The organism is Pseudomonas sp. NFX15 (genome assembly GCF_049132105.1).
Lineage (GTDB): Bacteria > Pseudomonadota > Gammaproteobacteria > Pseudomonadales > Pseudomonadaceae > Aquipseudomonas.
Window position 1 is genome coordinate 183,538 of record NZ_JAFMPV010000004.1, and the last position, 22,639, is coordinate 206,176.

At 61.7% G+C, this 22,639-nt stretch carries 20 protein-coding genes; 4 read left to right on the forward strand and 16 right to left on the reverse strand.

Annotated features, from left to right (window positions below; all coding sequences use genetic code 11):
• Positions 1-72: 72 nt before the first annotated feature.
• From J1D76_RS06205 to J1D76_RS06225, 5 genes are all read right to left on the reverse strand, one after another.
• Positions 73-1,098: a putative 2-aminoethylphosphonate ABC transporter substrate-binding protein gene (locus J1D76_RS06205; RefSeq protein WP_421137516.1), complete on the reverse strand. Its 1,026-nt coding sequence runs from the start codon at positions 1,096-1,098 to the stop codon at positions 73-75.
• 37 nt (positions 1,099-1,135) lie between these two features.
• Entirely contained in the window at positions 1,136-2,860 is a 1,725-nt protein-coding gene (locus J1D76_RS06210) for a putative 2-aminoethylphosphonate ABC transporter permease subunit (protein ID WP_421137517.1), read from the reverse strand.
• On the reverse strand, positions 2,860-3,936 hold the full coding sequence (locus tag J1D76_RS06215; RefSeq protein ID WP_421137518.1) for a putative 2-aminoethylphosphonate ABC transporter ATP-binding protein: 1,077 nt from the start codon (positions 3,934-3,936) through the stop codon (positions 2,860-2,862). The genes J1D76_RS06210 and J1D76_RS06215 overlap by 1 nt, the downstream gene beginning before the upstream one ends.
• Positions 3,937-4,157: 221 nt before the next feature.
• On the reverse strand, positions 4,158-5,021 hold the full coding sequence (locus J1D76_RS06220; protein WP_421137519.1) for a LysR family transcriptional regulator: 864 nt from the start codon (positions 5,019-5,021) through the stop codon (positions 4,158-4,160).
• A 15-nt stretch (positions 5,022-5,036) separates the two neighbouring features.
• Complete coding sequence (locus J1D76_RS06225; RefSeq protein ID WP_421137520.1) at positions 5,037-7,298, reverse strand: heavy metal translocating P-type ATPase; 2,262 nt, start codon at positions 7,296-7,298, stop codon at positions 5,037-5,039.
• 93 nt (positions 7,299-7,391) lie between these two features.
• Between J1D76_RS06225 and cadR the strand changes: the two genes are divergently transcribed.
• Positions 7,392-7,841, forward strand: a complete 450-nt coding sequence (gene cadR, locus J1D76_RS06230; RefSeq protein WP_421137521.1) for a Cd(II)/Pb(II)-responsive transcriptional regulator — start codon at positions 7,392-7,394, stop codon at positions 7,839-7,841.
• Positions 7,842-7,933: 92 nt separating this feature from the next.
• Here the strand turns inward: cadR and J1D76_RS06235 are convergent, their stop codons facing one another.
• The 3 genes from J1D76_RS06235 to J1D76_RS06245 form a co-directional block, all read right to left on the reverse strand.
• The gene (locus J1D76_RS06235) at positions 7,934-8,905 is read right to left on the reverse strand and encodes a thymidylate synthase (protein WP_421137522.1); all 972 of its coding nucleotides are present in this window, start codon (positions 8,903-8,905) and stop codon (positions 7,934-7,936) included.
• A gap of 50 nt (positions 8,906-8,955) precedes the next feature.
• Positions 8,956-9,768: a prolipoprotein diacylglyceryl transferase gene (gene lgt / locus J1D76_RS06240; RefSeq protein ID WP_047534642.1), complete on the reverse strand. Its 813-nt coding sequence runs from the start codon at positions 9,766-9,768 to the stop codon at positions 8,956-8,958.
• A gap of 83 nt (positions 9,769-9,851) precedes the next feature.
• Complete coding sequence (locus J1D76_RS06245) at positions 9,852-10,634, reverse strand: sulfite exporter TauE/SafE family protein (protein WP_421137523.1); 783 nt, start codon at positions 10,632-10,634, stop codon at positions 9,852-9,854.
• A 123-nt stretch (positions 10,635-10,757) separates the two neighbouring features.
• Here J1D76_RS06245 and J1D76_RS06250 point away from each other — a divergent pair, with 123 nt between their 5' ends.
• Positions 10,758-11,504 (forward strand): NRDE family protein, encoded by a 747-nt coding sequence (locus tag J1D76_RS06250; protein ID WP_421137524.1) that lies wholly within the window; start codon positions 10,758-10,760, stop codon positions 11,502-11,504.
• Between the two features lie 114 nt (positions 11,505-11,618).
• Here J1D76_RS06250 and ptsP read toward each other — a convergent pair whose 3' ends face one another.
• Positions 11,619-13,898, reverse strand: coding sequence for a phosphoenolpyruvate--protein phosphotransferase (gene ptsP, locus J1D76_RS06255; protein WP_421137525.1), 2,280 nt, complete (start codon positions 13,896-13,898; stop codon positions 11,619-11,621).
• 22 nt (positions 13,899-13,920) lie between these two features.
• Positions 13,921-14,400 (reverse strand): RNA pyrophosphohydrolase, encoded by a 480-nt coding sequence (locus J1D76_RS06260; protein WP_003229203.1) that lies wholly within the window; start codon positions 14,398-14,400, stop codon positions 13,921-13,923.
• A gap of 143 nt (positions 14,401-14,543) precedes the next feature.
• Here J1D76_RS06260 and J1D76_RS06265 point away from each other — a divergent pair, with 143 nt between their 5' ends.
• The gene (locus J1D76_RS06265) at positions 14,544-15,200 is read left to right on the forward strand and encodes an HAD family hydrolase (protein WP_421137526.1); all 657 of its coding nucleotides are present in this window, start codon (positions 14,544-14,546) and stop codon (positions 15,198-15,200) included.
• 93 nt (positions 15,201-15,293) lie between these two features.
• On the opposite strand, the gene J1D76_RS06270 is transcribed toward J1D76_RS06265, so the two are convergent.
• Entirely contained in the window at positions 15,294-15,719 is a 426-nt protein-coding gene (locus J1D76_RS06270; protein WP_421137527.1) for a DUF2269 domain-containing protein, read from the reverse strand.
• A 39-nt stretch (positions 15,720-15,758) separates the two neighbouring features.
• Positions 15,759-17,273: a threonine ammonia-lyase, biosynthetic gene (gene ilvA / locus J1D76_RS06275; RefSeq protein ID WP_421137528.1), complete on the reverse strand. Its 1,515-nt coding sequence runs from the start codon at positions 17,271-17,273 to the stop codon at positions 15,759-15,761.
• 272 nt (positions 17,274-17,545) lie between these two features.
• Here ilvA and rpiA point away from each other — a divergent pair, with 272 nt between their 5' ends.
• The gene (gene rpiA, locus J1D76_RS06280) at positions 17,546-18,220 is read left to right on the forward strand and encodes a ribose-5-phosphate isomerase RpiA (protein ID WP_421137529.1); all 675 of its coding nucleotides are present in this window, start codon (positions 17,546-17,548) and stop codon (positions 18,218-18,220) included.
• A 132-nt stretch (positions 18,221-18,352) separates the two neighbouring features.
• Here the strand turns inward: rpiA and J1D76_RS06285 are convergent, their stop codons facing one another.
• The 4 genes from J1D76_RS06285 to J1D76_RS06300 form a co-directional block, all read right to left on the reverse strand.
• Complete coding sequence (locus J1D76_RS06285; RefSeq protein ID WP_421137530.1) at positions 18,353-19,270, reverse strand: SdiA-regulated domain-containing protein; 918 nt, start codon at positions 19,268-19,270, stop codon at positions 18,353-18,355.
• A 106-nt stretch (positions 19,271-19,376) separates the two neighbouring features.
• Positions 19,377-20,303, reverse strand: a complete 927-nt coding sequence (locus tag J1D76_RS06290) for an SdiA-regulated domain-containing protein (RefSeq protein WP_421137531.1) — start codon at positions 20,301-20,303, stop codon at positions 19,377-19,379.
• A gap of 171 nt (positions 20,304-20,474) precedes the next feature.
• Complete coding sequence (locus tag J1D76_RS06295) at positions 20,475-21,140, reverse strand: fumarylacetoacetate hydrolase family protein (RefSeq protein ID WP_421137532.1); 666 nt, start codon at positions 21,138-21,140, stop codon at positions 20,475-20,477.
• A gap of 40 nt (positions 21,141-21,180) precedes the next feature.
• Entirely contained in the window at positions 21,181-22,575 is a 1,395-nt protein-coding gene (locus J1D76_RS06300; protein WP_150719339.1) for an FAD-binding oxidoreductase, read from the reverse strand.
• Positions 22,576-22,639: the final 64 nt, after the last annotated feature.

A 22,639-nucleotide genomic window follows, 5' to 3' on the forward strand; every position in this document is an offset into this window, starting at 1 on the left:
ACCTACAGGGTTCGCGTCGCACTTGTAGGAGCTGGCTTGCCAGCGAAGAGGCCCTTTCAGCCGATAAAGATCTTACTTAGCCACGACTTTCTCGGACTTGCCGTCATAGCGCTTGCGCCATTCGGTCAGGATCTCGTCGCGGTTCTTCGACGCCCAGGCAAAGTCGTTCTTGATCAGGCGCTGCTCGTAGTCCGCCGGCAGCTCGGTCTGTGGCTTGGCGATGCCAGGCTGGGCCAGCACGGCGAAGTTTTCTTTGTACAGTTCCATCGCTTCAGGGCTGGCAGAGAAGTCAGCCAGTTTCTTCGCGGCTTCTTCGTGGGCGGTGCCCTTGATCACGGCAGTCGCTTCGATTTCCCAGCCCAGGCCTTCCTTCGGCAGGATGATGTCCAGCGGTGCGCCCTGGCGTTTCAACTGGACGGCCGGGTATTCAAAGGAAATACCGATCGGGAATTCGCCAGCGGCCGCCAGTTTGCAAGGCTTGGAACCGGAGTGAACGTACTGGCCGATGTTCTGGTGCAGTGCGTCCATGTAGGCCCAGCCCTGCTTCTCGCCGAAGGTTTGCAGCCAGGCGCTGACGTCGAGGAAACCGGTGCCGGACGAGGCCGGGTTCGGCATGACGATCTTGCCTTTGTATTCAGGCTTGGTCAGGTCTTGCCAGCTCACGGGCTTGGTCAGGCCCTGCTTCTCGGCTTCGACGGTGTTGAAGCAAATGGTCGCGGCCCAGACATCCATGCCGACCCAGGCTGGCGGGTTGGCGGCGTCGCGGTAGTTGCCGCCGATCTTGCCCAGGTCCTTCGGCGCGTAGCTTTGCAGCATGCCTTGCTGGTCGAGGATCGCCAGGCTGGAAGCCGCCAGGCCCCACACCGCGTCAGCCTGCGGACGGGCTTTTTCGGCCAGCAGCTTGGCGGTGATGATGCCGGTGGAATCGCGCACCCACTTGATTTCAACGTCCGGGTTGGTCTTTTCGAACGCGGCCTTGTAGGCGGTCAGCTGTTCGGCTTCGAGGGCGGTGTACACCGTCAACTCGGTTTTCGCCGCATAGGCGTTCAGGCTGAAAGCGGTGAGGACAGCAGCGGCCAGGGCCATAGGCTTGAACATGATCTTTTCCTGTTGTTGAGTTGAGGGTTGGGCACAATCAATGACCGGGCGCGGTCTGCCGCCAGGCTTGGGAGCGGCGCAGCAAACCACGCGAAGCCCAGGCCAGCAGCAGGGACACGCCCGCCGAGGTGAACAGAATCAGGGTCGACATCGCCGCCGCGCCGCCGACGTTGCCGGCGTCATCCATGTTCAGCACCGCCACCGCCGCAAGGATGGTGTCGGGGCTGTAGAGGAAGATCGCCGCCGAGACGGTGGTCATCGCCGAGACGAACAGGTAGCGCACGATGTCCAGCAGCGCAGGCAGGCAGATCGGCACGGTGACGCGCAGGTAGTGGCGGTACAGCGGCGCCTTGAGCGACAGCGCGGCGGCTTCGAACTCGGCATCGAGCTGGCGCAGCGCGGTGGTGGCGGTCATTTGCGCGGTGGTCAGATAGTGCGCAATGGTGCAGACGATGAGCAGCGTCATGGTCCCGTAGAGCACATGCAGCGGGTTGCCGGTGAGGTTGAAGAAGAAGACGTAACCCAGCCCCAGCACCAGGCCGGGCACCGCCATCGGCACGAAGCTGAGCATGCGCAAGGTCAGGTTCAGCCCGCGCTGGCCCTTGGTTTTTTCCATCAGGTAGGCGCCGGTGAAGATCAGCATGGAACCGACCAACGCCGTGCCCAAGGCCATTTTCAGGCTGTTGCTGTAGGCCAGCCAGCCACCGCCGGCGGTTTCGTTGAACTGGTAGTGGTTGAGCGACAGCGACAGGTTGTACGGCCAGAACTTCACCAGGGACGAGTACACGGCCATGCCGAACACCAACAGCAACGCGGCGCTGATCAACAACACGATGACCAGGTAGCAACCATCGCGCCGTTTCGACGGCGCCGGCTTGAACACCTGGGCTCGACCGCTCATGGAATCGCCGTGACGACGACGTAACCAGGCATCGACGCCGAAGCTGAACAGCGCTGGCAGCAACAGCACCATGCCGATCAAGGCACCGCGACCGAATTGCTGCTGACCGACCACCGCCTTGTAGGCTTCGAGCGCCAGCACTTGATAGTCGCCACCGACCACCACCGGCACACCAAAGTCAGTGATGGTCAGGGTGAACACCAGGCAGAACGCGGCAAACACAGCTTGGCGGGTCGCCGGCCAGGTGATGCTGCGGAAGGCTTTCGCCGGGCTAGCGCCCATGCTGGACGCGGCATCGAACAGCCGCGCATCCGCCAGGGACAGTGCCGACAACAAAATCATCAAGGCATGCGGGAAGGTGTAGATCACCTCACCCAGCACAATGCCCCAGAAGCCGTAGATGTTGTCCGAGAGCAGGCCACGCAACATGCCCTGGTTGCCGAACAGATAAACCAATGCGATGCCGGGCAACATCGACGGCGCCATCAAGGGCAGCAGCGAGATGCCGCGCCAGATGCCCTTGGCCGGAATCAACGTGCGTTGCAGGGCGTAGGCAAACAGGTAGGCCAGCGGTACGACAATCGCCGCGACGCTCAGGGAAACTTTCAGGCTGTTACCGAGCAACCAGTGGAAGTTCTCGCTGGTCACCAACTCCTTTGCTGCGACCCAACCACCGCCCTGCCCGGCTTCGGCACTGAAACCGCGCCAGAAAATCGCCAACAGCGGCATCAGCACGGCGACGGCCAACAACACCAGCAAAAAGACTTTGCCGCCGACCACGAACAGTCGGTCACCGATTTCTGCACGGGAGGTCTGCCGAGCCTGCTTGTGCGGTATCGGCAGCGCGATGTTCACGCTCATCAGGCGAACACCTGCAGGCTGCGCGGTGGCAAGGCGACCATGATCTGCTGGGCGCCGAGGCGCGGCATGGCTTCCGGCGCCAGCTCTGCCAACAACGCGTGGCCCGGCAGTTGATCGAGTTCGAAACTCATGCGGCAGCGGTTGCCGAGGAAGGTGATTTCACGAACCCTGGCCGGAAACAGGTTTTCCTCGTGCACCGGCGGGTTGACGTTGATCGCTTCCGGACGACAAAACAAACGGCCCGACGCGGTCTTGGCGCCGCCATCGGCCAGGCGCATGCTCAGGCCGCCAACCTGGGCGTGGCTGTCGCTGCTGCGCTGGAACGGCAACCAGTTGCCCTGGCCGACGAACTCCGCCACGAACGGCGTGGCCGGGCGGTTGTAGATTTCCTGCGGCGTGGCGTACTGCTCGACCTTGCCGTTGTTCATCACGGCGATACGGTCGGCCATCAGCATGGCCTCGTCCTGGTTGTGGGTGACCATCAGGGTGGTGATGCCGAGGCTGCGTTGCAGCTGGCGCAGTTCGGTGCACAGATGCTCGCGCACCCGGGCATCGAGCGCCGACATCGGCTCGTCGAGCAGCAACAGCGAAGGCGCCGGGGCCAGGGCTCGAGCCAATGCCACACGTTGCTGCTGGCCGCCGGACAATTGGCCGGGGTACTTTTTTTCGCTGCCGGTCAGGCCAACCAGTTCCAGCATCTGACCGACACGACGGCGCACTTCGTCACGACCACTGCCGGCGAGGCCGTAGGCAATGTTCGCTTCGACGGTGAGATTAGGGAACAACGCGTAGGACTGGAACAGGATTCCGTAGTCCCGGGCCTGGGGTGCCAGGTGGGAAACGTCGCGGTCACCCAGGTACAACTCGCCGCTGTCCTGCTTCTCCAGGCCGGCGATGCAGCGCAGCAAGGTGGTCTTGCCACAGCCCGACGGGCCAAGCAAGCACACCAGCTCACCGGCCGCCACGTCGAGGGAAACGTTATCCAGCGCCGTGAACGCGCCAAAGCGTTTCTGTACGCCGCGCACTTTCATCGGGGCGCCGGGGTGGGTCAGCGCAGTTGCGATCGAGTTGTTCATGGACAGGCCTCATCAAGCAGATGGGGCCATCCTAAAGTTGTAATGCGTCCGTCATGTGGCAGTGAGGCAAAAACTGCCGATAGTGGTATTCGAGGATTTTGGTTCAGGTGATGTGTTGTCAGGGCTGACGCCTTCGCTGGCAAGCCAGCTCCTACAAGGTTTCGCATTCCTCTGTAGGAGCTGGCTTGCCAGCGAAGAGGCCCGAACAGTCACCGCAGCGCTCAGACCGGCGCCATTTCCTGCGCCACGCCAAGGAACGCCGCCGGCAACCGGGCACCCTTGCGCTCCTTGAGGCAATACAGGTACTCGGGGATCTGCGGCGCATTCTCGAGGGTCAGCACCCGCAGCTGCGGATCGTGGGGCACTTCCTGACGGGCAATGATGCTGATACCGATGTTGCGCAGCACCGCTTCACGGATCGACTCACGGCTACCGATCTCCAGCAGCGGGCCGAAACTCACGCCGGCGCTGGCCAGCAGCTCTTCGGTCAGGCGACGGGTGGTCGAGCCCGGTTCGCGCATCAACAGGGTATGCCCGGCCAATGCACTCAGCGGAACATGATCGTGAACCGCCAGCGGATGGTGGCGATGCACCGCCAGCACCAGCGGGTCGCTGCCGAGCACCCGGCGAACCAGCCGAGCATCTTCGAGCAACTGCGACGACGCCGCGACATCCACCCGGTATTCCTCCAGCGCTTCAAGCACTTGCTGGGAGTTGCCGATCTCTACCGACACTTCCACCTGCGGCAGGCGTGCGCGAAAGGTCTTAACAAGGTCGAGGATGTAGTAAGGCGCCGTGGCCGCGATGCGCAAGGTGCCCTGGACCTGGCCGCAATTGCGCAGGAAAAACTCGATATCGGCTTCCTGCTGCATCAGCACCTTGACCATCGGCAACAACCGCGCGCCCTCTTCGCTGACGCTCAGTCGCCGGCCGCCACGGTAGAACAGCTCGACCGAATACTGGCTTTCGAGGTTGCGGATCTGCGTCGTCACCGTCGGCTGGCTCAGGCCGAGCTTTTTTGCAGCCTGGGTGATGCTGCCCAGGCGGGCCACCATGTAAAACGCCTTCAGCTCGGCACTCAGCACAACCGTCCCTCATTCTTACTTGCGCAGCAGGCGCAAACCGTTGAACACCACCAGCAGACTGACGCCCATGTCGGCGAATACCGCCATCCACATGGTAGCGAGCCCGGCGAAGGTTACCCCAAGAAAGATCGCCTTGATGACCAATGCCAGCGCAATGTTCTGCTTGAGGATGCTCGACGTTTGTCGCGACAGGCGAATGAACGCCGGAATCTTGCGCAGATCGTCGTCCATCAGGGCGACATCGGCGGTCTCGATGGCGGTATCGGTGCCCGCGGCGGCCATGGCAAAACCGATCTCGGAACGCGCCAGCGCCGGGGCATCGTTGATACCGTCGCCCACCATGCCGACCCGATGGCCTTGGGTATACAGGGCCTCGATAGACTGCAATTTATCACCCGGCAACAGGTCGCCCTTGGCCTCGTCGATGCCGACCTGCGCGGCAATGGCTTGGGCGGTGTGGACGTTATCGCCGGTGAGCATCAGGGTCTTGATGCCCAGTTCGTGCAACTGCTCAATGGCTTCGCGGCTGGATTCCTTGACCGTGTCCGCCACGGCAAACAGCGCCAGCGGGCCGGACTGATCGAGCAACAGCACCACTGATTTGCCCTGTTTTTCCAGGGCGAAGAGTTTCTCTTCCAGCGCAGGCGAGCACAGGCCCAATTCTTCAACGAGGCGATGGTTGCCCAAGTGATACAGCTGGCCGTTCACCTCGCCCCGCACGCCACGCCCGCCCAACGCTGCGAAGTTATCCACAGTCAGCGACGGGTAATCCTTATCCACAGCCGCGTTGGCAATGGCCAGCGACACCGGGTGATCGGAGCGGCCAGCCAGCGCCGCGGCAATGGCCGGGGCCGACGCGTCGGCGGTCGGGTCCAGCGACAGGTAATCGGTCTGCACCGGCTTGCCGTGGGTGAGGGTGCCGGTCTTGTCCAGCGCCAGGTAATCGAGCTTGTAACCGCCCTCCAGGTACACACCACCCTTGACCAGGATCCCTTTGCGCGCCGCCGCCGCGAGGCCGCTGACGATGGTCACCGGCGTGGAAATCACCAGCGCACACGGGCAGGCCACCACCAGCAACACCAGCGCTCGGTAGATCCAGTCGAACCACACGGCGCCCATGAACAACGGCGGGATCACGGCCACGGCCACGGCCAGCGCGAATACCGCCGGGGTGTAGATTTTCGAGAACTGATCAACGAACCGCTGGGTCGGCGCCCGCGCGCCCTGGGCCTGCTCGACGGCATGGATGATGCGGGCCAGGGTCGAGTTATCCGCCGCCGCCGTCACCGCGTATTCCAGGGAGCCGGCCTGGTTGATGGTGCCGGCAAACACTTTGTCGCCGACGGTTTTCTCCACCGGCAGGCTTTCGCCGGTAATCGGCGCCTGGTCGAGGGTCGAGCGACCGGACAGCACTTCGCCGTCCAGGCCAATACGCTCGCCGGGACGCACCCGCACCCGCGCGCCGAGCGCGACGGTTTTGACATCCTGCTCCAGCCAGCTGCCGTCGGCCTGCAACACGGTTGCCGTGTCCGGGGTCATCTGCATCAGGCCGCCGATGGCATTGCGTGCGCGGTCCAGGGATTTGGCCTCGATCAATTCGGCCACGGTGAACAGGAACATCACCATCGCCGCTTCCGGCCACTGCCCGATCAGCACCGCGCCGGTCACGGCAATGCTCATCAGCGCATTGATGTTCAGGTTGCGGTTTTTAAGGGCGATCCAGCCTTTTTTGTAAGTGCCCAGGCCGCCGCTGAGAATGGAGACCAGCGCGATAACCGCCACCACCGCGTTCGGTGCGGCGCCGGTGAAGTGGATGACTTCGGCCAGCAATGCACCAACACCGGACAGCGCCAGGGGCCACCATGACTTTTTCTGGGGCAAAGGCGCTGTGGCATCGGTGTCTTGATCCAGCGGTTCAGCGTGCATGCCGAGGGATTTGATCGCTTCGACAATCGGTTCCACACCCGGCAAGTCGTGGGTCACGCCGAGCACCCGGTTAATCAAATTGAACTCCAGCTGCTGTACGCCGGTCAGCTTGCTTAGCTTGTTCTGGATGAGCGTCTGCTCGGTCGGGCAATCCATCGCCTCAATGCGAAAACGGCTCAGTCGGGCCGCGGCCGTTGGCCCATCGCTCAGTTTGACCAGGACTGGCGTCGCTGTTTCGGTCCCGCAGCAGGTACCGCCGTGACCATGATGGTCATGCTTTTGCACGGGTTTGAGCGTGTGGCTGTGCTCATGCTCAGCCCCGGGTTTGTGGGAGTGCAGGGAATCGCTCATTGGTTGCGTCCATAAGAGTGCCTGTTGCCAAGTAAAGACCCTGTAGCCACTATAGGGTCAAGCACCCATTTTGGAGTTTTGGAGATTGTCGTCATGAAGATTGGTGAATTGGCGAAACTCACGGACTGCGCCGTGGAGACGATCCGCTATTACGAGCGCGAAAATCTGCTGCCAGAACCGGCCCGCAGCGACGGCAATTACCGGGTCTACACCCAGGCCCACGCCGAGCGCCTGACCTTCATCCGCAACTGTCGCACCCTCGACATGACCCTCGAGGAAATCCGCAGCCTGCTGGCGTTTCGCGACAGCCCGCAGGACCAGTGCGAGAGCGTCAACACGCTGATCGACGAACACATCCACCACGTCAAGGCACGGATCGACGGCTTGCTGGCCTTGCAGACACAACTGCTCGACCTGCGCCAACGTTGCGGCGAGGGGCCGGGAATCGATCAATGCGCGATTTTGCAGCGGTTGGAAGTGAGTGGTGGGGTGGTGGCGACGGAGGTTGAGCATTCCCACGTGGGCCGTAGTCACGGCCACTGAGCGCGTCTTCGCTGGCAAGCCAGCTCCTACAGGTTATCGCATCCCTTTGTAGGAGCTGGCTTGCCAGCGAACACCGCGAAGCGGTGTCGGATTCAGACCGCCATCGGCGCGGTCATTGGCGCGTGGTGTTGGTAGCCTTCGAGCGAGAAATCGCTCGGCTCGACCAACTCCAGCCACTCTGGCTGATACACACCCGTCTCGGCAAACGCCGGCACGCGGTCGGAAATCACCAGTTTCGGCATCGGGAACGGCTCGCGCTTGAGCTGTTCGTTGAGCATGTCCAGGTGGTTTTCGTAGACGTGGGCGTCACCGATGAAATAGGTGAACCAGCGCGGCGTGTAGCCAGTCAGGCGGCCGATCAGGCTCAGTAGCGCCGCGCCTTCGGTCAGGTTGAACGGCGTGCCCAGCCCCAAATCATTGGAACGAATGTAGAGCGTCAGGGAAATTTCCCTGGTCTGGACGTTCGGGTGGAACTGATACAGCAAGTGGCACGGCGGCAAGGCCATTTCATCGAGCTGGGCGCAGTTCCAGCCGTGGAACAGGATGCGACGGCTGCCCGGGTCCTTGATGATGGTGTCGACGCATTGGCGAACCTGGTCGATGGCCTTGTACAGCACCACATAGGCCTGGCCGTCTTCCTCGCCCTGAGCGATTTGCTTGTAGCCCTGGCTCAGCGTCTGCTCGATGGCGGCCGGATTGCTCAACGGGATCTGCTTGTACGCCGGCCATTTGCGCCATTGCACACCGTAGATTTCGCCGAGGTCGTCGTCGCCCTGACGGAACGGGTTGGCCAGCCACTGCGCGTTTTCGTTGGCGTTCTGGTCCCAGACCTTGCAACCCAATGCGCGGAATTGGGCAGCGTTGTTCACCCCACGCAGGAAACCGCACATTTCGCCGATGGCCGACTTGAAGGCCATCTTGCGGGTGGTGATCGCCGGGAAACCTTCCTGCAGGTCATAACGCAGCATCGCACCGGGAAAGCTGATGGTGTTCACGCCGGTACGGTTGGCCTGCTTGGTGCCGTTCTTGATGACGTGGGCGACCAGTTCGAGATATTGCTTCATGAGTTACCTGTGTCCTTGAGCCCCGCAACCATCGCTGCGGGGTTCGAATGTTATACGGCTGCCGCTGGCGTCGCCGGGGCGCGATGATAGGCCAGCCAGATCAGGAACAGCCCGCCGACGATCATCGGCACGCACAACACCTGGCCCATGGTCAGCCAGTTCCAGGCCAGATAGCCCAGTTGCGCGTCCGGTACACGGACGAATTCGACGATGAAACGGAAGATGCCGTAGAACAGCGCGAACATGCCCGAGACCGCCATGGTTGGCCGCGGCTTGCGCGAGAACAGCCACAAGATCAGGAACAGCGCCACGCCTTCGAGGGCGAACTGGTACAGCTGCGACGGGTGACGCGGCAACTGCGCCGGGTCGCTGAACGGCGGGAAGATCATCGCCCACGGCACGTCGGTCGGCTTGCCCCACAACTCGGCGTTGATGAAGTTGCCGATACGCCCGGCACCCAGGCCGATCGGTACCATCGGCGCGACGAAATCCATCAGTTGGAAGAACGACTTGTTGTTCTTCTTTCCGAACCACAACGCCGCCAGCATTACGCCAATGAATCCGCCGTGGAAGGACATGCCGCCCTTCCACACCTCGAAAATCAGCGTCGGGTTGGCCAGGTAAGCGCTCAGATCGTAGAACAGCACATAACCGAGTCGTCCGCCGACGATCACCCCCATCGACATCCAGAACACCATGTCGGAGAGTTTCTCCTTGGTCCAGGTCGGGTCGAAGCGGTTCAAGCGGCGGGACGCCAGCAGCCAGGCGCCGCCGATGCCGATCAGGTACATCAGACCGTACCAGTGGATTTTCAGCGGACCGATGGCCAGGGCCACCGGATCGATCTGCGGGTAAGGCAGCATTGCGACTCCTCGTTAGCGTTGAAACTTGAAAAATTCCCGGGTGACGCTGCCACCTCAGGATTAAGCCAGGATTGCGCTGTGCGTCAGAGCAGGAAGTTCAGGCCGACGCAGAACAGCAAAGCGGCAAACAGTCTTTTCAGCAACCTGGGCGACAGCTTGTGGGCCAGCCGTGCGCCGATCCGGGCGAAAAACATGCTGGTCAGGGCAATGCCCAGCAGCGCCGGCAAATAAAGAAAGCCGAGACTATGGGCCGGAAGCAACGGATCGTGCCAGCCCAGAATCATGAAACTTAATGCGCTGGCCACGGCAATCGGCAGGCCGCACGCCGATGACGTGGCCACGGCTTGTTGCATCGGCACGCTGCGCCAGGTCAGGAACGGCACGGTCAGCGAACCGCCGCCAATCCCGAAAATCGCCGAGGCCCAGCCAATCACGCTTCCCGCCGCCGTCAGACCGAGTTTGCCCGGTACAGTTCGGCTGGCCTTGGGTTTGACCTCCAGTGCCAACTGCGCGGCGATCACCAGGGCGAACACACCAATGAGTTTTTGCAGGTTCGGGCCGGAGATCGCTTCTGCCGTCATCGCACCAAACCCGGCGCCGATCAGGATACCGACGGTCATCCACATGAAAATCGGCCAGCGCACCGCACCCCGGCGGTGATGCTCGCGCACCGCATTGACCGAGGTAAAGATGATGGTCGCCAGGGACGTGCCCACCGCCAGGTGCGTGAGAATCGACGGATCGAAGCCCTGCGCCTTGAAACTGAACACCAGCACCGGGACGATGATGATCCCGCCGCCCACCCCGAACAGCCCGGCCAGCACGCCTGCGCAGGAGCCCAGCGCCAGATAGAGCAGAAATTCCATGGTGCATCCCCAATTGAGAGCGGCATGGTAACGGAAGCAGGCCCCAAGGCTCCACTGTGCAAGGCGATGGATCGATGAGCGATGTCTGCGTAGAGTGGGCAAAAAACACACAAGGACCGCCTTATGTGCCTGATTGTTTTTGCCTGGCGTCCAGGTCACGCCCAGCCGCTGATCGTCGCGGCCAACCGCGATGAGTTCTACGCCCGCCCCAGCCTGCCGCTGGCGCAGTGGCCCGATGCACCGCATGTGCATGCCGGCCGCGACCTGGAGGCTGGCGGCACCTGGCTCGGCCTCGGCGCCAATGGTCGCTTCGCCGCCCTCACCAATATTCGCGACCCTCATCAGCCGCCGGCCAGAAAATCCCGGGGCGAACTGGTGGCCGGTTTTCTCTGTGCAAGCGCGTCAATTGATGACTATTTGACCGACGTTGTCGCACGTTCACCGGAATACGCCGGGTTCAACCTGCTGTTGGGTAACAGCCACGAGCTGTGGCACTTCAATGCCCGTGAGTCACAAGCCGTGATGCTTCAACCGGGGGTTTATGGCCTGTCGAATGCCAGCCTGGATACGCCCTGGCCGAAATTGCTCAAAGCCAAGGCGGCGTTGAGTGAAGTGCTGGCAGATCCGCAGCCGCAGGCGCTGCTGGCGTTATTGGGCGATGCGCAGGCGGCGCCGTTTGCCGACTTGCCGGATACCGGGGTTGGGTTGGCGACCGAGACGTTGTTGTCGAGTGTGTTCATTGCCAGCCAGAGTTATGGAACGCGGGCGAGTACCGCGCTAATTGTGCAGGCGGACGGGACGCGGCAGATGGTCGAGCGCAGTTTCGGGCCGTTTGGGGGGCATTTGGGGGAAGTGGAGATCAGGCTTTAGTTTTGTGTTGCCTGGATAGGCATCTTTGCGAGCAGGCTCGCTCCTACAAGGGATCTGCATTGTCCATAGATCACCTGTAGGAGCGAGCCTGCTCGCGATTGGAGCGACGCAGATCTAAAGGGTTTTGACTGAAGCCGGATTGATCATCCGCGCCAACCCGAGGTTCTTCAGCGCCAGTTGCAGCGAGCTGTGGATAACTTGCGGGTTGTCGATGGTCATCAACTCCGCCAACAACTCCTTGGCCTTGCTCAGGTTGATCTGACGCAGCATCCACTTCACCTTCGGCAAGTTGGTGGCGTTCATCGACAGGCTGTCGAAGCCCATCGCCATCAACAGCACCGCCGCTGCCGGGTCACCGGCCATTTCACCGCAGATGCTCACCGGCTTGCCTTCGGCATGGGCGTCACGCACTACGTTTTGCAACGCCTGAAGCACCGCCGGGTGCAGGTAGTCGTAGAGGTCGGCGACCCGCGGGTTGTTGCGGTCCACCGCCAGCAGGTACTGGGTCAGGTCGTTGGAGCCGACCGACAGGAAGTCCACTTGCCGTGCCAGTTCCCTGGTCTGATAAACAGCGGCCGGAATTTCGATCATCACGCCAATCGGCGGCATCGGCACGTCGGTGCCTTCGTCGCGCACTTCGCCCCAGGCACGATGGATCAAGTGCAGGGCTTCTTCGAGTTCGTGGGTGCCGGAAATCATCGGCAGCAGGATGCGCAGGTTGTTCAGGCCTTCGCTGGCCTTGAGCATGGCGCGGGTCTGCACCAGGAAGATTTCCGGGTGGTCGAGGGTGACGCGGATACCGCGCCAGCCGAGGAATGGGTTGTCTTCCTTGATCGGGAAGTACGACAGCGCCTTGTCGCCGCCGATGTCCAGGCTGCGCATGGTCACCGGTTGCGGGTGGAACGCGGCCAGTTGCTCGCGGTAGATCGCCAGTTGTTCCTTTTCGCTCGGGAACCGCTGGTTGATCATGAACGGCACTTCGGTGCGGTACAGGCCAACGCCTTCGGCACCGCGCTTCTGCGCACGGGCCACGTCCGCCAGCAGGCCGGTGTTGACCCACAGCGGCATGCGGTGGCCATCGACCGTCACGCACGGCAGGTCGCGCAACGCATCCAGCCCGAGGGCCAGTTGTTTCTCTTCCTCGACCACCTCGGCGAACTGCTTGCGCAGCACGTCGCTGGGGTTGGTATAGACCTCGCCATGGTAGCCGTCGACGATCATCTGGATGCCGTCGACCTTGGAGTACGGCAGGTCGACCAGGCCCATCACCGTCGGGATACCCATGGCCCGGGCCAGGATGGCGACGTGGGAGTTACCCGAACCGAGTACCGACACCAGGCCGACCAGCTTGCCTTCCGGCACCTCGCCGAGCATCGCCGGCGTCAGTTCTTCGCTGACCAGAATGGTGTTGTCGGGGTAGACCAGGGTTTGCTGGCGCTCCTCCTGCAAGTAAGCCAGCAGGCGTCGGCCAAGGTCCTTGACGTCCGAGGCACGCTCACGCAGGTAGGCGTCGTCCATCAATTCGAAACGATTTACGTGATCGGTGACCACCTGGCGCAACGCGCCCTGGGCCCATTGGCCGGTCTTGATCACGGTGGTGACTTCGCTGCCCAGCGCGGCATCGTCGAGCATCATCAGGTAGACGTCGAACAAGGCCCGCTCTTCCGGGCGCAGCTGGGTAGCAAGCTTGGCCGAGAGGGTCCGCATGTCGGCGCGCACGCCTTCGATGGCGGTCTTGAACAGCCCCAGCTCAGCGTCGATGTCGGTGATGGTCTTGTCCGGCACCACATCCAGGTCCGCCGGTGGCAGCATGACCACCGCCGTACCGACCGCCGCACCCGGTGAACCCGGCACGCCGACGAACTTGGCTTCCTGGATGCCCTTGCCCTGACGACCGAGGCCGCGGATCGAGCCAGTGGCTTCGGCGTGAGCGATAACGCCGGCCAGCTGCGCGCTCATGGTCACGAGAAAGGCTTCTTCACCTTCATCGAACTGGCGACGCTCTTTTTGCTGGATGACCAATACGCCGACGACGCGGCGGTGGTGAATGATCGGTGCCCCGAGGAATGACGCGAAGCGCTCTTCACCGGTTTCGGCGAAGTAGCGGTAGCGCGGGTGATCCGCCGCGTTTTCGAGGTTCAGGGGTTCTTCGCGCGTACCGACCAGGCCAACCAGACCTTCGTTGGGCGCCATGCTGACTTTGCCGATCGAGCGCTTGTTCAAGCCCTCGGTGGCCATCAGCACGAAGCGGTTGGTCTCGGGGTCAAGCAGGTAGACCGAGCAGACCTGGCTGCCCATGGCCTCTTTGACGCGCAACACAATAATCCCCAACGCCGCCTTGAGATCCTTGGCGGAGTTAACTTCCTGGACGATCTTGCGCAGCGTATTGAGCATGGCTCGGGGTCGAACTCCGTCGTCAGTCGCGCGCTAAAAGGCGCGGGGCAAGCTCTTTGAGAGCGCGTCGATACACCTCGCGCTTGAATGTCACCACCTGGCCCAACGGATACCAATAGCTGACCCAGCGCCAGCCATCGAACTCCGGTTTACCGGTCAAATCCATCCGCACCCGCTGCTCGTTGGAGATCAGGCGCAGGAGAAACCATTTCTGTTTCTGGCCGATGCACAGCGGTTGGCTGTGGGTACGCACCAGACGTTGCGGCAAACGATAGCGCAACCAGCCCCGGGTGCAGGCCAGAATTTCAACATCTTCGCGCTCAAGGCCAACTTCTTCGTTCAGCTCGCGGTACAAGGCGTCTTCCGGCGTCTCTTCGGGGTTGATTCCCCCCTGCGGAAACTGCCAGGCATCTTGATTGATTCGGCGAGCCCATAGCACCTGGCCGGCGTCATTCGTCAGAATGATCCCGACATTGGGGCGAAAACCATCGGGGTCGATCACGGCAACAACCTCGCAAACGCATGTCGCCGCATTGTTCCACAAAGGTTGGGAGGGCGGCAACGAAGGTTCCTACCTTATGTGCACTCTTGTGAAAAGACCGTATTCTTGTCGCCTTTTTACTGACTTTTCAGCGGGTAACTGCAATGCGCCTGGCTCTATTCGATTTGGACAACACCCTTCTGGGCGGTGACAGCGATCACGCTTGGGGCGACTACCTGTGCGAACGCGGCTTGCTCGACGCCGTCGCCTACAAGACACGCAACGATGCGTTCTACCAGGATTACCTGACCGGCAAACTGGATAACGCGGCCTACCTGAACTTCTGCCTGGAAGTACTCGGTCGCACCGAAATGGCCACGCTGGATCAGTGGCACAGCGACTACATGCGCGACTGCATCGAACCGATCTTGCTGCCCAAGGCCATCGAGCTGCTGGCCAAACACCGCGCGGCCGGCGACAAACTGGTGATCATCACCGCGACCAACCGCTTCGTCACCGCACCGATTGCCGTGCGCCTGGGCGTCGAGACCCTGATCGCCACCGAGTGCGAGATGGTCGACGGCCGCTACACCGGGCGCAGCACCGACGTGCCGTGCTTCCGTGAAGGCAAGGTGACGCGCCTGAATCGCTGGCTGGTGGAAACCGGGTATTCGCTGCAAGACAGCTACTTCTATAGCGACTCGATGAATGACTTGCCGCTGCTGGAACAGGTGACCCATGCGGTGGCGGTCGACCCGGACCCGAATCTGCGGGCCGAGGCCGAGAAGCGGGGTTGGCCGGTGATTTCGTTGCGCGACTGATGACGCCTTCGCTGGCAAGCCAGCGCCTACAGGTCGTGCGCTGACTTTGTAGGAGCTGGCTTGCCAGCGAAGGGTCCAGCTCGGTTTCAAGCCCTAAACAGGCTTGGCGCCCATCAAACCGGCAATGGCGATAAAACAGACAAAACTGAACAGCGCCAGGGCAATGGTGATCTTGCCCACGCCGCCCGGCGCCTTGCGTACCTTGTTAAGCCGTACCAGCAACCAGAACCACGCCAGCGCCGCGACGGTGTACAGCACACTGGAGGCCAGCAGCCAGGTCTGCCCCAGTGGCCAGCCCACCAGATGCACCATCCACCAGCCGGTGAACGGCATGCTCAGCAACGCCAGGCCCATCAACAACCACACGAACACCCGTGGCCGTTGCAGGGTGCGACTGGCCGCCGTCGCATCACCCTTGCGCCGCGCCAGCAACACCCAGACGCCCAGCCCCAGCGCAGACAGCAGCAGTACAACCGTTGCCACCATGTGCGCCGTTTTCAGGGCAGTTAACGTTTCCATTGTCAGATTTCCTTATGGCCTGCCCATCAGCGTAGCCGTTCAGCCTAGAAACAGTTGATAGGCCGGGTTGTCGCTTTCATCCCAGTACGGGTAGCCGATTTCTTCCAGCGCCGCCGGCACCAGGTGGCGTTCGTCGTGAGGCACTTGCAGGCCCGCGACCACTCGGCCATCGGCCGCGCCATGGTTGCGGTAGTGGAACATCGAGATGTTCCAGCGCCCGCCGAGTTTGTTGAGGAAGTTGAACAGCGCGCCCGGACGCTCCGGGAACTCGAAGCGCAGGATCACTTCGTCGACCACGTGCGCGGCGCGACCACCGACCATGTGGCGGATGTGCAACTTGGCCAGTTCGTTGTCGGTCAGGTCCAGCACCGGGAAACCTTGCTCGCCCAGGCTGGCGATCAGCGTGCTGCGCGGGTCGTTTTCCGGGTGCGTTTGTACCCCGACGAAGATGTGCGCTTCGCTGCCGGTGTTGTAGCGGTAGTTGAATTCGGTGATCTGGCGCTTGCCGATGGCTTCGCAGAACGCCTTGAAGCTGCCCGGTTTCTCGGGAATGGTCACGGCGATGATCGCTTCACGGCCCTCGCCCAGTTCGGCACGCTCGGCGACGTGGCGCAGGCGGTCGAAATTGACGTTGGCACCGGAGTCGATGGCGACGAAGGTCTGGCCGCTGACACCGCGCTGCTCGACGTACTTCTTGATCCCGGCCACGCCCAACGCGCCGGCAGGTTCGGTGATCGAGCGGGTATCGTCGTAGATATCCTTGATCGCGGCGCAGATTTCGTCGGTGCTGACGGTGATCACCTCATCGACGTAGTCTTTGCAGATGTCGAACGTGTGCTGGCCGATCTGGGCCACCGCGACGCCGTCGGCGAAAATGCCCACGGTCGGCAACACCACGCGCTCACCGGCAGCCATGGCGGCTTGCAGGCAGTTGGAGTCGTCCGGCTCGACGCCGATGACCTTGATGTCCGGGCGCAGGTACTTCACGTACGCCGCGATGCCGGCAATCAGGCCGCCGCCGCCCACTGGGACGAAAATCGCGTCCAGGGGTTGCGGGTGCTGGCGCAGGATCTCCATCGCCACGGTGCCCTGCCCGGCAATGGTGTGGGGATCGTCATAGGGGTGAATGTAGACGTAGCCTTTTTCGTCGACCAGTTTCAGCGAGTAGGCCAGGGCTTCCGGGAAGGAATCGCCGTGCAGCACCACTTTGCCGCCACGCGAGCGCACGCCTTCGACCTTGATCTCGGGGGTGGTCTTGGGCATGACGATGGTCGCTTTCACGCCCAACACCTTGGCCGCCAGGGCCAGGCCTTGCGCATGGTTGCCCGCTGATGCGGTGACCACGCCGCGAGCGCGCTCTTCGTCGCTCAGCTGGGTCAGCTTGTTGTAGGCACCGCGAATCTTGAACGAGAACACCGGCTGCAAGTCTTCGCGCTTGAGCCAAATGCTGTTGCCCAGCCGCTCGGAGAGCTGGCGAGCAGACTGCAACGGGGTTTCTACGGCAACGTCATAAACGCGCGAGGTGAGGATCTTTTTGACGTACTGTTCAAGCATCGGAAAGCATCACTGAGCGGGTTGGGCAGGACCACGGAGTCTAACCCGGCTTTTGGCCGTACGACCACCTGTTGTAGGAGCGAGCTTGCTCGCGAAAAACGCAATGACGCCACTGAACACCTGTTTTTACGCGTTATCGTTAACGACCATCGCGAGCAAGCTCGCTCCTACAATGACCTGGGATGCCAACCCGCCAATCGGGCAATGACCTTCCCCGCCCCGAAGCCTATAATGCCGGCCTTTGTTTCCCTCCTCGGCACCCCGGAGCCCGCATGAACCAGGATCAACTCAAACAGGCAGTGGCTCAGGCCGCCGTCGACTTCATCCTTCCGAAACTCGACGACAAGAGCATCGTCGGGGTCGGCACCGGCTCCACCGCCAACTGCTTCATCGATGCCCTGGCCAAGCACAAGGGCGCATTCGATGGCGCCGTCGCCAGCTCCGAAGCCACCGCCGCACGCCTCAAGGGCCATGGCATTCCGGTGTACGAACTCAACACCGTCAGCGACCTTGAGTTCTACGTCGACGGCGCCGATGAAAGCGACGCGCACCTGAACCTGATCAAGGGCGGCGGCGCAGCCCTGACCCGCGAGAAGATTGTCGCGGCCGTGGCCAAGACCTTCATCTGCATCGCCGACGCCAGCAAGCTGGTACCGGTCCTCGGCAACTTCCCATTGCCGGTTGAAGTGATCCCGATGGCCCGCAGCCACGTGGCCCGCGAGCTGGTGAAGCTCGGCGGCGACCCGGTGTACCGCGAAGGCGTGTTGACCGACAACGGCAACATCATCCTCGACGTGTTCAACATGCAGATCACCAACCCGGTGGAACTGGAGACGCAGATCAATGCGATTGTCGGCGTGGTCACCAACGGCTTGTTCGCGGCGCGTCCGGCGGATCTGCTGTTGCTGGGTACGAGCGAAGGCGTGAAGACCCTGCGCGCCGAGTAAGGCACACACCCTGCAGGGACTGGCTTTTGTAGGAGCTGGCTTGCCAGCGAAAGCGGTGTAAGAGGCAACATCAATGTTGAATGTTACGGCCTATTCGCTGGCAAGCCAGTTCCTACAAAAAGCCAGTCGGAATCAGGGTTGTGCCGGTTTCTTGAACACGTAGAACAGGTTCGGCTCGCTCACCAGGTACAGCGTACCGTCGTCGCCCATGGCGATCCCTTCTGCTTGCGGCACGGCTTTTTGCAGGCCCTGGCGCCCCTTGTCCAGCGACAGGGTACTCAGCGGACGCCCGTCCACATCCAGCTCCAGAATCAGCCGCGACTCATCCGACAACGCCAGCAAATGCCCGCTGCGCTCGTCGTATTGCAGGCTCGACAGGTCGCGCACGAACATCCCGGCATCACGTTTGGGGTCGTTGATCACGTGTACCGAGTAGGATTCTTCAGGATTGAACCGGGGAAAACCGTGCACTTCGTAGATCAGCATCGGGTTGCGTTCCTTGGCGACAAACAAACGCTTGCCGACAGAATCGTAAGCCAGGCCCTCGAAGCCCTTGTTGCTGCCCATGTGCACACCGACGGTCATCTGCTCGGCGTCTGTCGCGTCGACGAAGACAGTGTCCGGCTCCAGGCGGATCTTGATCAGCCGCTGCTGGCTTTCATCCGTAACCACATAAACGTCTTCGCTGATGAACTCCACCGCCTCCGGATCGCCGAAACCGATCAACGCCACACGACGCAGGATCCGGCCGTCGAGGGACAGCTCGATCAACTCGCTGCGCTTGTTGGTGACGGTGAACAGGCTTTTGCGCACCGGATCGTAGGTCAACGCCGAGACGTTATCCGTCAGGCCATCGATCACCTGCGCCTCTGTCACGACCCGGTATTGATCCAGCCCCATCGACAGCGCACTCACCGGCTGCCAGAGCTTGTGCACATTGAACCAGGCACGCTCGAATAGCCGCTGGTATTGGCCGAGCGCAATCAATGCGATCAGCGCGATTGCCGACAGGATCAGAAACAGGGGCTTGGGACGGGCAAATCGGCGCATTCGGGCGGGCTCGGTTCGAAACAGGCGGATGAAATATCACGCCTGTCTGAACTGAAGCTTAAAGGTCACGGGCCTTTAACGTACAGGCCCCGTGCTCGCGAGCGGGTTACGGGTGCTTTTCGAAGCGATAGAACAGGTTCGGTTCACTCACCATGTACAGCGTGCCCGCTTCGTCCATGGCCACGCCTTCGGCACGCGGAATGGTGTTTTTCAGGCCGTTGAAGCCACGCAGCAGGGCGATGAAGCTGACTTGCTCGCCCTTCTTGTCCAGCTCCAGCAGCAGGTGCGAGTCAGCGGACAGCACCAGCATGTGACCGGTGCGGGGATCGATGGCCAGTGCCGACAGGTTGCGCATGTCCAGCGCATGGCTGGCCAGCTTCAGCTTGTCGCCGGTCAGCACCTGGCCGTCACCTTTCCAGGTGAACAATGCCGGTGGGCGCTCTTCGCCCAGCACCAATTGCTTGTTTTGCGAATCCCACACGACGCCTTCGAACGCCTTGTTCTGGTCCTTTGACGGCCCGAGGTCGTATTTCGGGAAGTCGGCGGCGTTCAGCTCGCGGGTAGTGGCATCGACCTTGACGAGGGTGATCAGGTGCTCGCGCTCATCGACAATCGCCAGTCGACCGTCACCCAGCACGGTGACGCCTTCCGGGTTGCTCCAGCCTTTCAAGGGCATTTTGCGCAGCACGTCGCCCTGCAAGGTCAGCTCGACCAGGAACGGGTTCTTGCCCATCACCGAAAACAGGGTCTTGGTCTGCGGGTCGTAGGAGAGGTCCGAGGCCTCGTCCTTCTCCATGCCCGGCAGCGGCTTGGCATCGATCACCGCGCGATAGTCCGGCAGCCAGATGCTCGCTTCACGCTCGGCCGGGCTCTTGAATTGCTCTTTCACCCAGAGCACGCCGCGTGAATCCCAATGCATGACAAACGCCACGCCGTAGGCGACAACCGCCACCAGCAGCAGCCAGGTGGACCAGCGCAAGGAAAAGCGTGGGCGGCGGGCAGGTTCAAGCGTGGAAAGCTTAGGAGTGGCCATCGGCGAATGCATTCCAGAAATTCAGGCTAGGGGTAATAGCACGACTGGGGACGGCCCAGCCGCACACAACCTCCTTGTAGGCGCTGGCTTGCCAGCGAAAGCGGTGTAACAGGCAACATAGATGTTGAATGTTATGCCGTCTTCGCTGGCAAGCCAGCGCCTACAGGGGGGTTAGCGGACGCTGCTGGTGAAGCGGCTGGCGCCCGGCAGTTCCAGGACGAGTTCGTCACCGACGTTCAACGGCCCGACACCCACTGGCGTGCCGGTGAGGATCACGTCGCCGGCCTGCAGCGAGAAGCAGCCGGCCATGTGCTGGATCATCGGCACGATCGGGTTGAGCATCACGCTGCTGTTACCGTCCTGGCGCACTTCGCCATTGATGGTCAGGCGGATGCCAATGTCGGTCAGGTCGGCAAAGGTGCTGCCGGACACGAATGGCGCAATCACCGCCGCTCCGTCGAAGGACTTGGCGATTTCCCACGGCAGGCCCTTGGATTTCAGCTCGGCCTGCTTGTCGCGCAGGGTCAGGTCCAGGGCCGGGGCGAAGCCGGAGATGGCGTCGAGCACTTCTTCACGGCTCGGCTTGGTCGACAACGGCTTGCCGATCAACACTGCGATTTCCGCTTCGTAGTGCACCGAACCACGCTCGGTCGGAATGCTGAAGCCACCTTCCAGCGGCACCACGCAACTGCCCGGCTTGATGAACAGCAGCGGCTCGGTGGGCACCGGGTTGTCCAGTTCCTTGGCGTGCTCGGCGTAGTTACGGCCGATGCACACCACTTTCCCCAGCGGGAAATGAATACGCGTACCGTCGACATACTGGTGCTGATAGCTCATTACCGACTCCTGCCTTCAATGGATGCTTAAGGATTGCAGATCAAACCGCGAAGATCTTGCCCGGGTTCATGATCCCGTTCGGGTCGAACACCGCCTTGACCGCTTTCATGTACTCGATCTCAACCGGGGAACGGCTGTAGGTCAAGTAATCGCGCTTGGTCATGCCCACGCCGTGTTCGGCGGAAATCGAACCGTTGTACTTCTCGACGGTTTCGAACACCCACTTGTTGACGGTGGCACACTTGGCGAAGAACTCATCCTTGCTCAGGTTATCCGGCTTGAGGATGTTCAAGTGCAGGTTGCCGTCGCCGATGTGGCCGAACCAGACGATTTCGAAGTCCGGGTAGTGTTCGCCGACGATCGCATCGATTTCCTTGAGGAACGCTGGCACTTTCGACACGGTGACCGAAATGTCGTTCTTGTACGGCGTCCAGTGGGAAATGGTTTCGGAGATGTATTCGCGCAGCTTCCACAGGTTGTGCAGCTGGGTTTCGCTCTGGCTCATCACGCCGTCCAGCACCCAGCCCTGCTCGACGCAGTGCTCGAAGGTTTCCAGGGCGTGGTTGGCCACTTCTTCGGTGGTCGCTTCGAATTCGAGCAATGCATAGAACGGGCAATCGGTTTCGAACGGCGCCGGAACGTCACCCCGGCCCATGACTTTGGCCAGGGCTTTGTCGGAGAAAAATTCGAAGGCGGTCAGGTCGAGCTTGCTCTGGAACGCGTGCAGTACCGGCATGATCGAGTCGAAATCGGCGGTGCCGAGGACCATCGCGGTGAGGTTTTTCGGCGCACGGTCCAGGCGCATGGTCGCTTCGACCACAAACCCCAGGGTGCCTTCGGCGCCGATGAACAGTTGGCGCATGTCGTAGCCGGTAGCGTTCTTGATCAGGTCGCGGTTCAGCTCCAGCACATCGCCCTTGCCGGTGACGACTTTCATGCCGGCCACCCAGTTGCGGGTCATGCCGTAGCGAATGACCTTGATCCCGCCGGCATTGGTGCCGATATTGCCGCCAATCTGGCTCGAACCGGACGAAGCAAAGTCCACCGGGTAGTACAAGCCTTTTTCTTCAGCGACGTTCTGCAATTGCTTGGTGACCACGCCCGGCTGGCAAACGGCAGTACGGTCGGTGAGGTTTACGTCGAGGATCTGGTTCATGTAGTCGAACGACACGACGACTTCGCCATTGGCGGCCACGGCAGCGGCGGACAACCCGGTACGTCCGCCGGATGGCACCAGCGCCACCTTGTGTTTGTTGGCCCACAGGACAATGGCCTGGACCTGCTCGGTGGTCTTGGGAAACACGATGGCGGTCGGGGCCGGGGCGAAATGCTTGGTCCAATCCTTTCCGTAGGCATTCAGGGAGTCGGCATCGGTCAACACCTTGCCAGGCTCAACCAGGGTCTTCAGCTCTTCAATCAGGGCAGGATTGGTCATCGACAGAACTCTCGAACAATTCATGGTCATCCTGAGAACGCTTCACGTCGCAGGAATGAGTGTT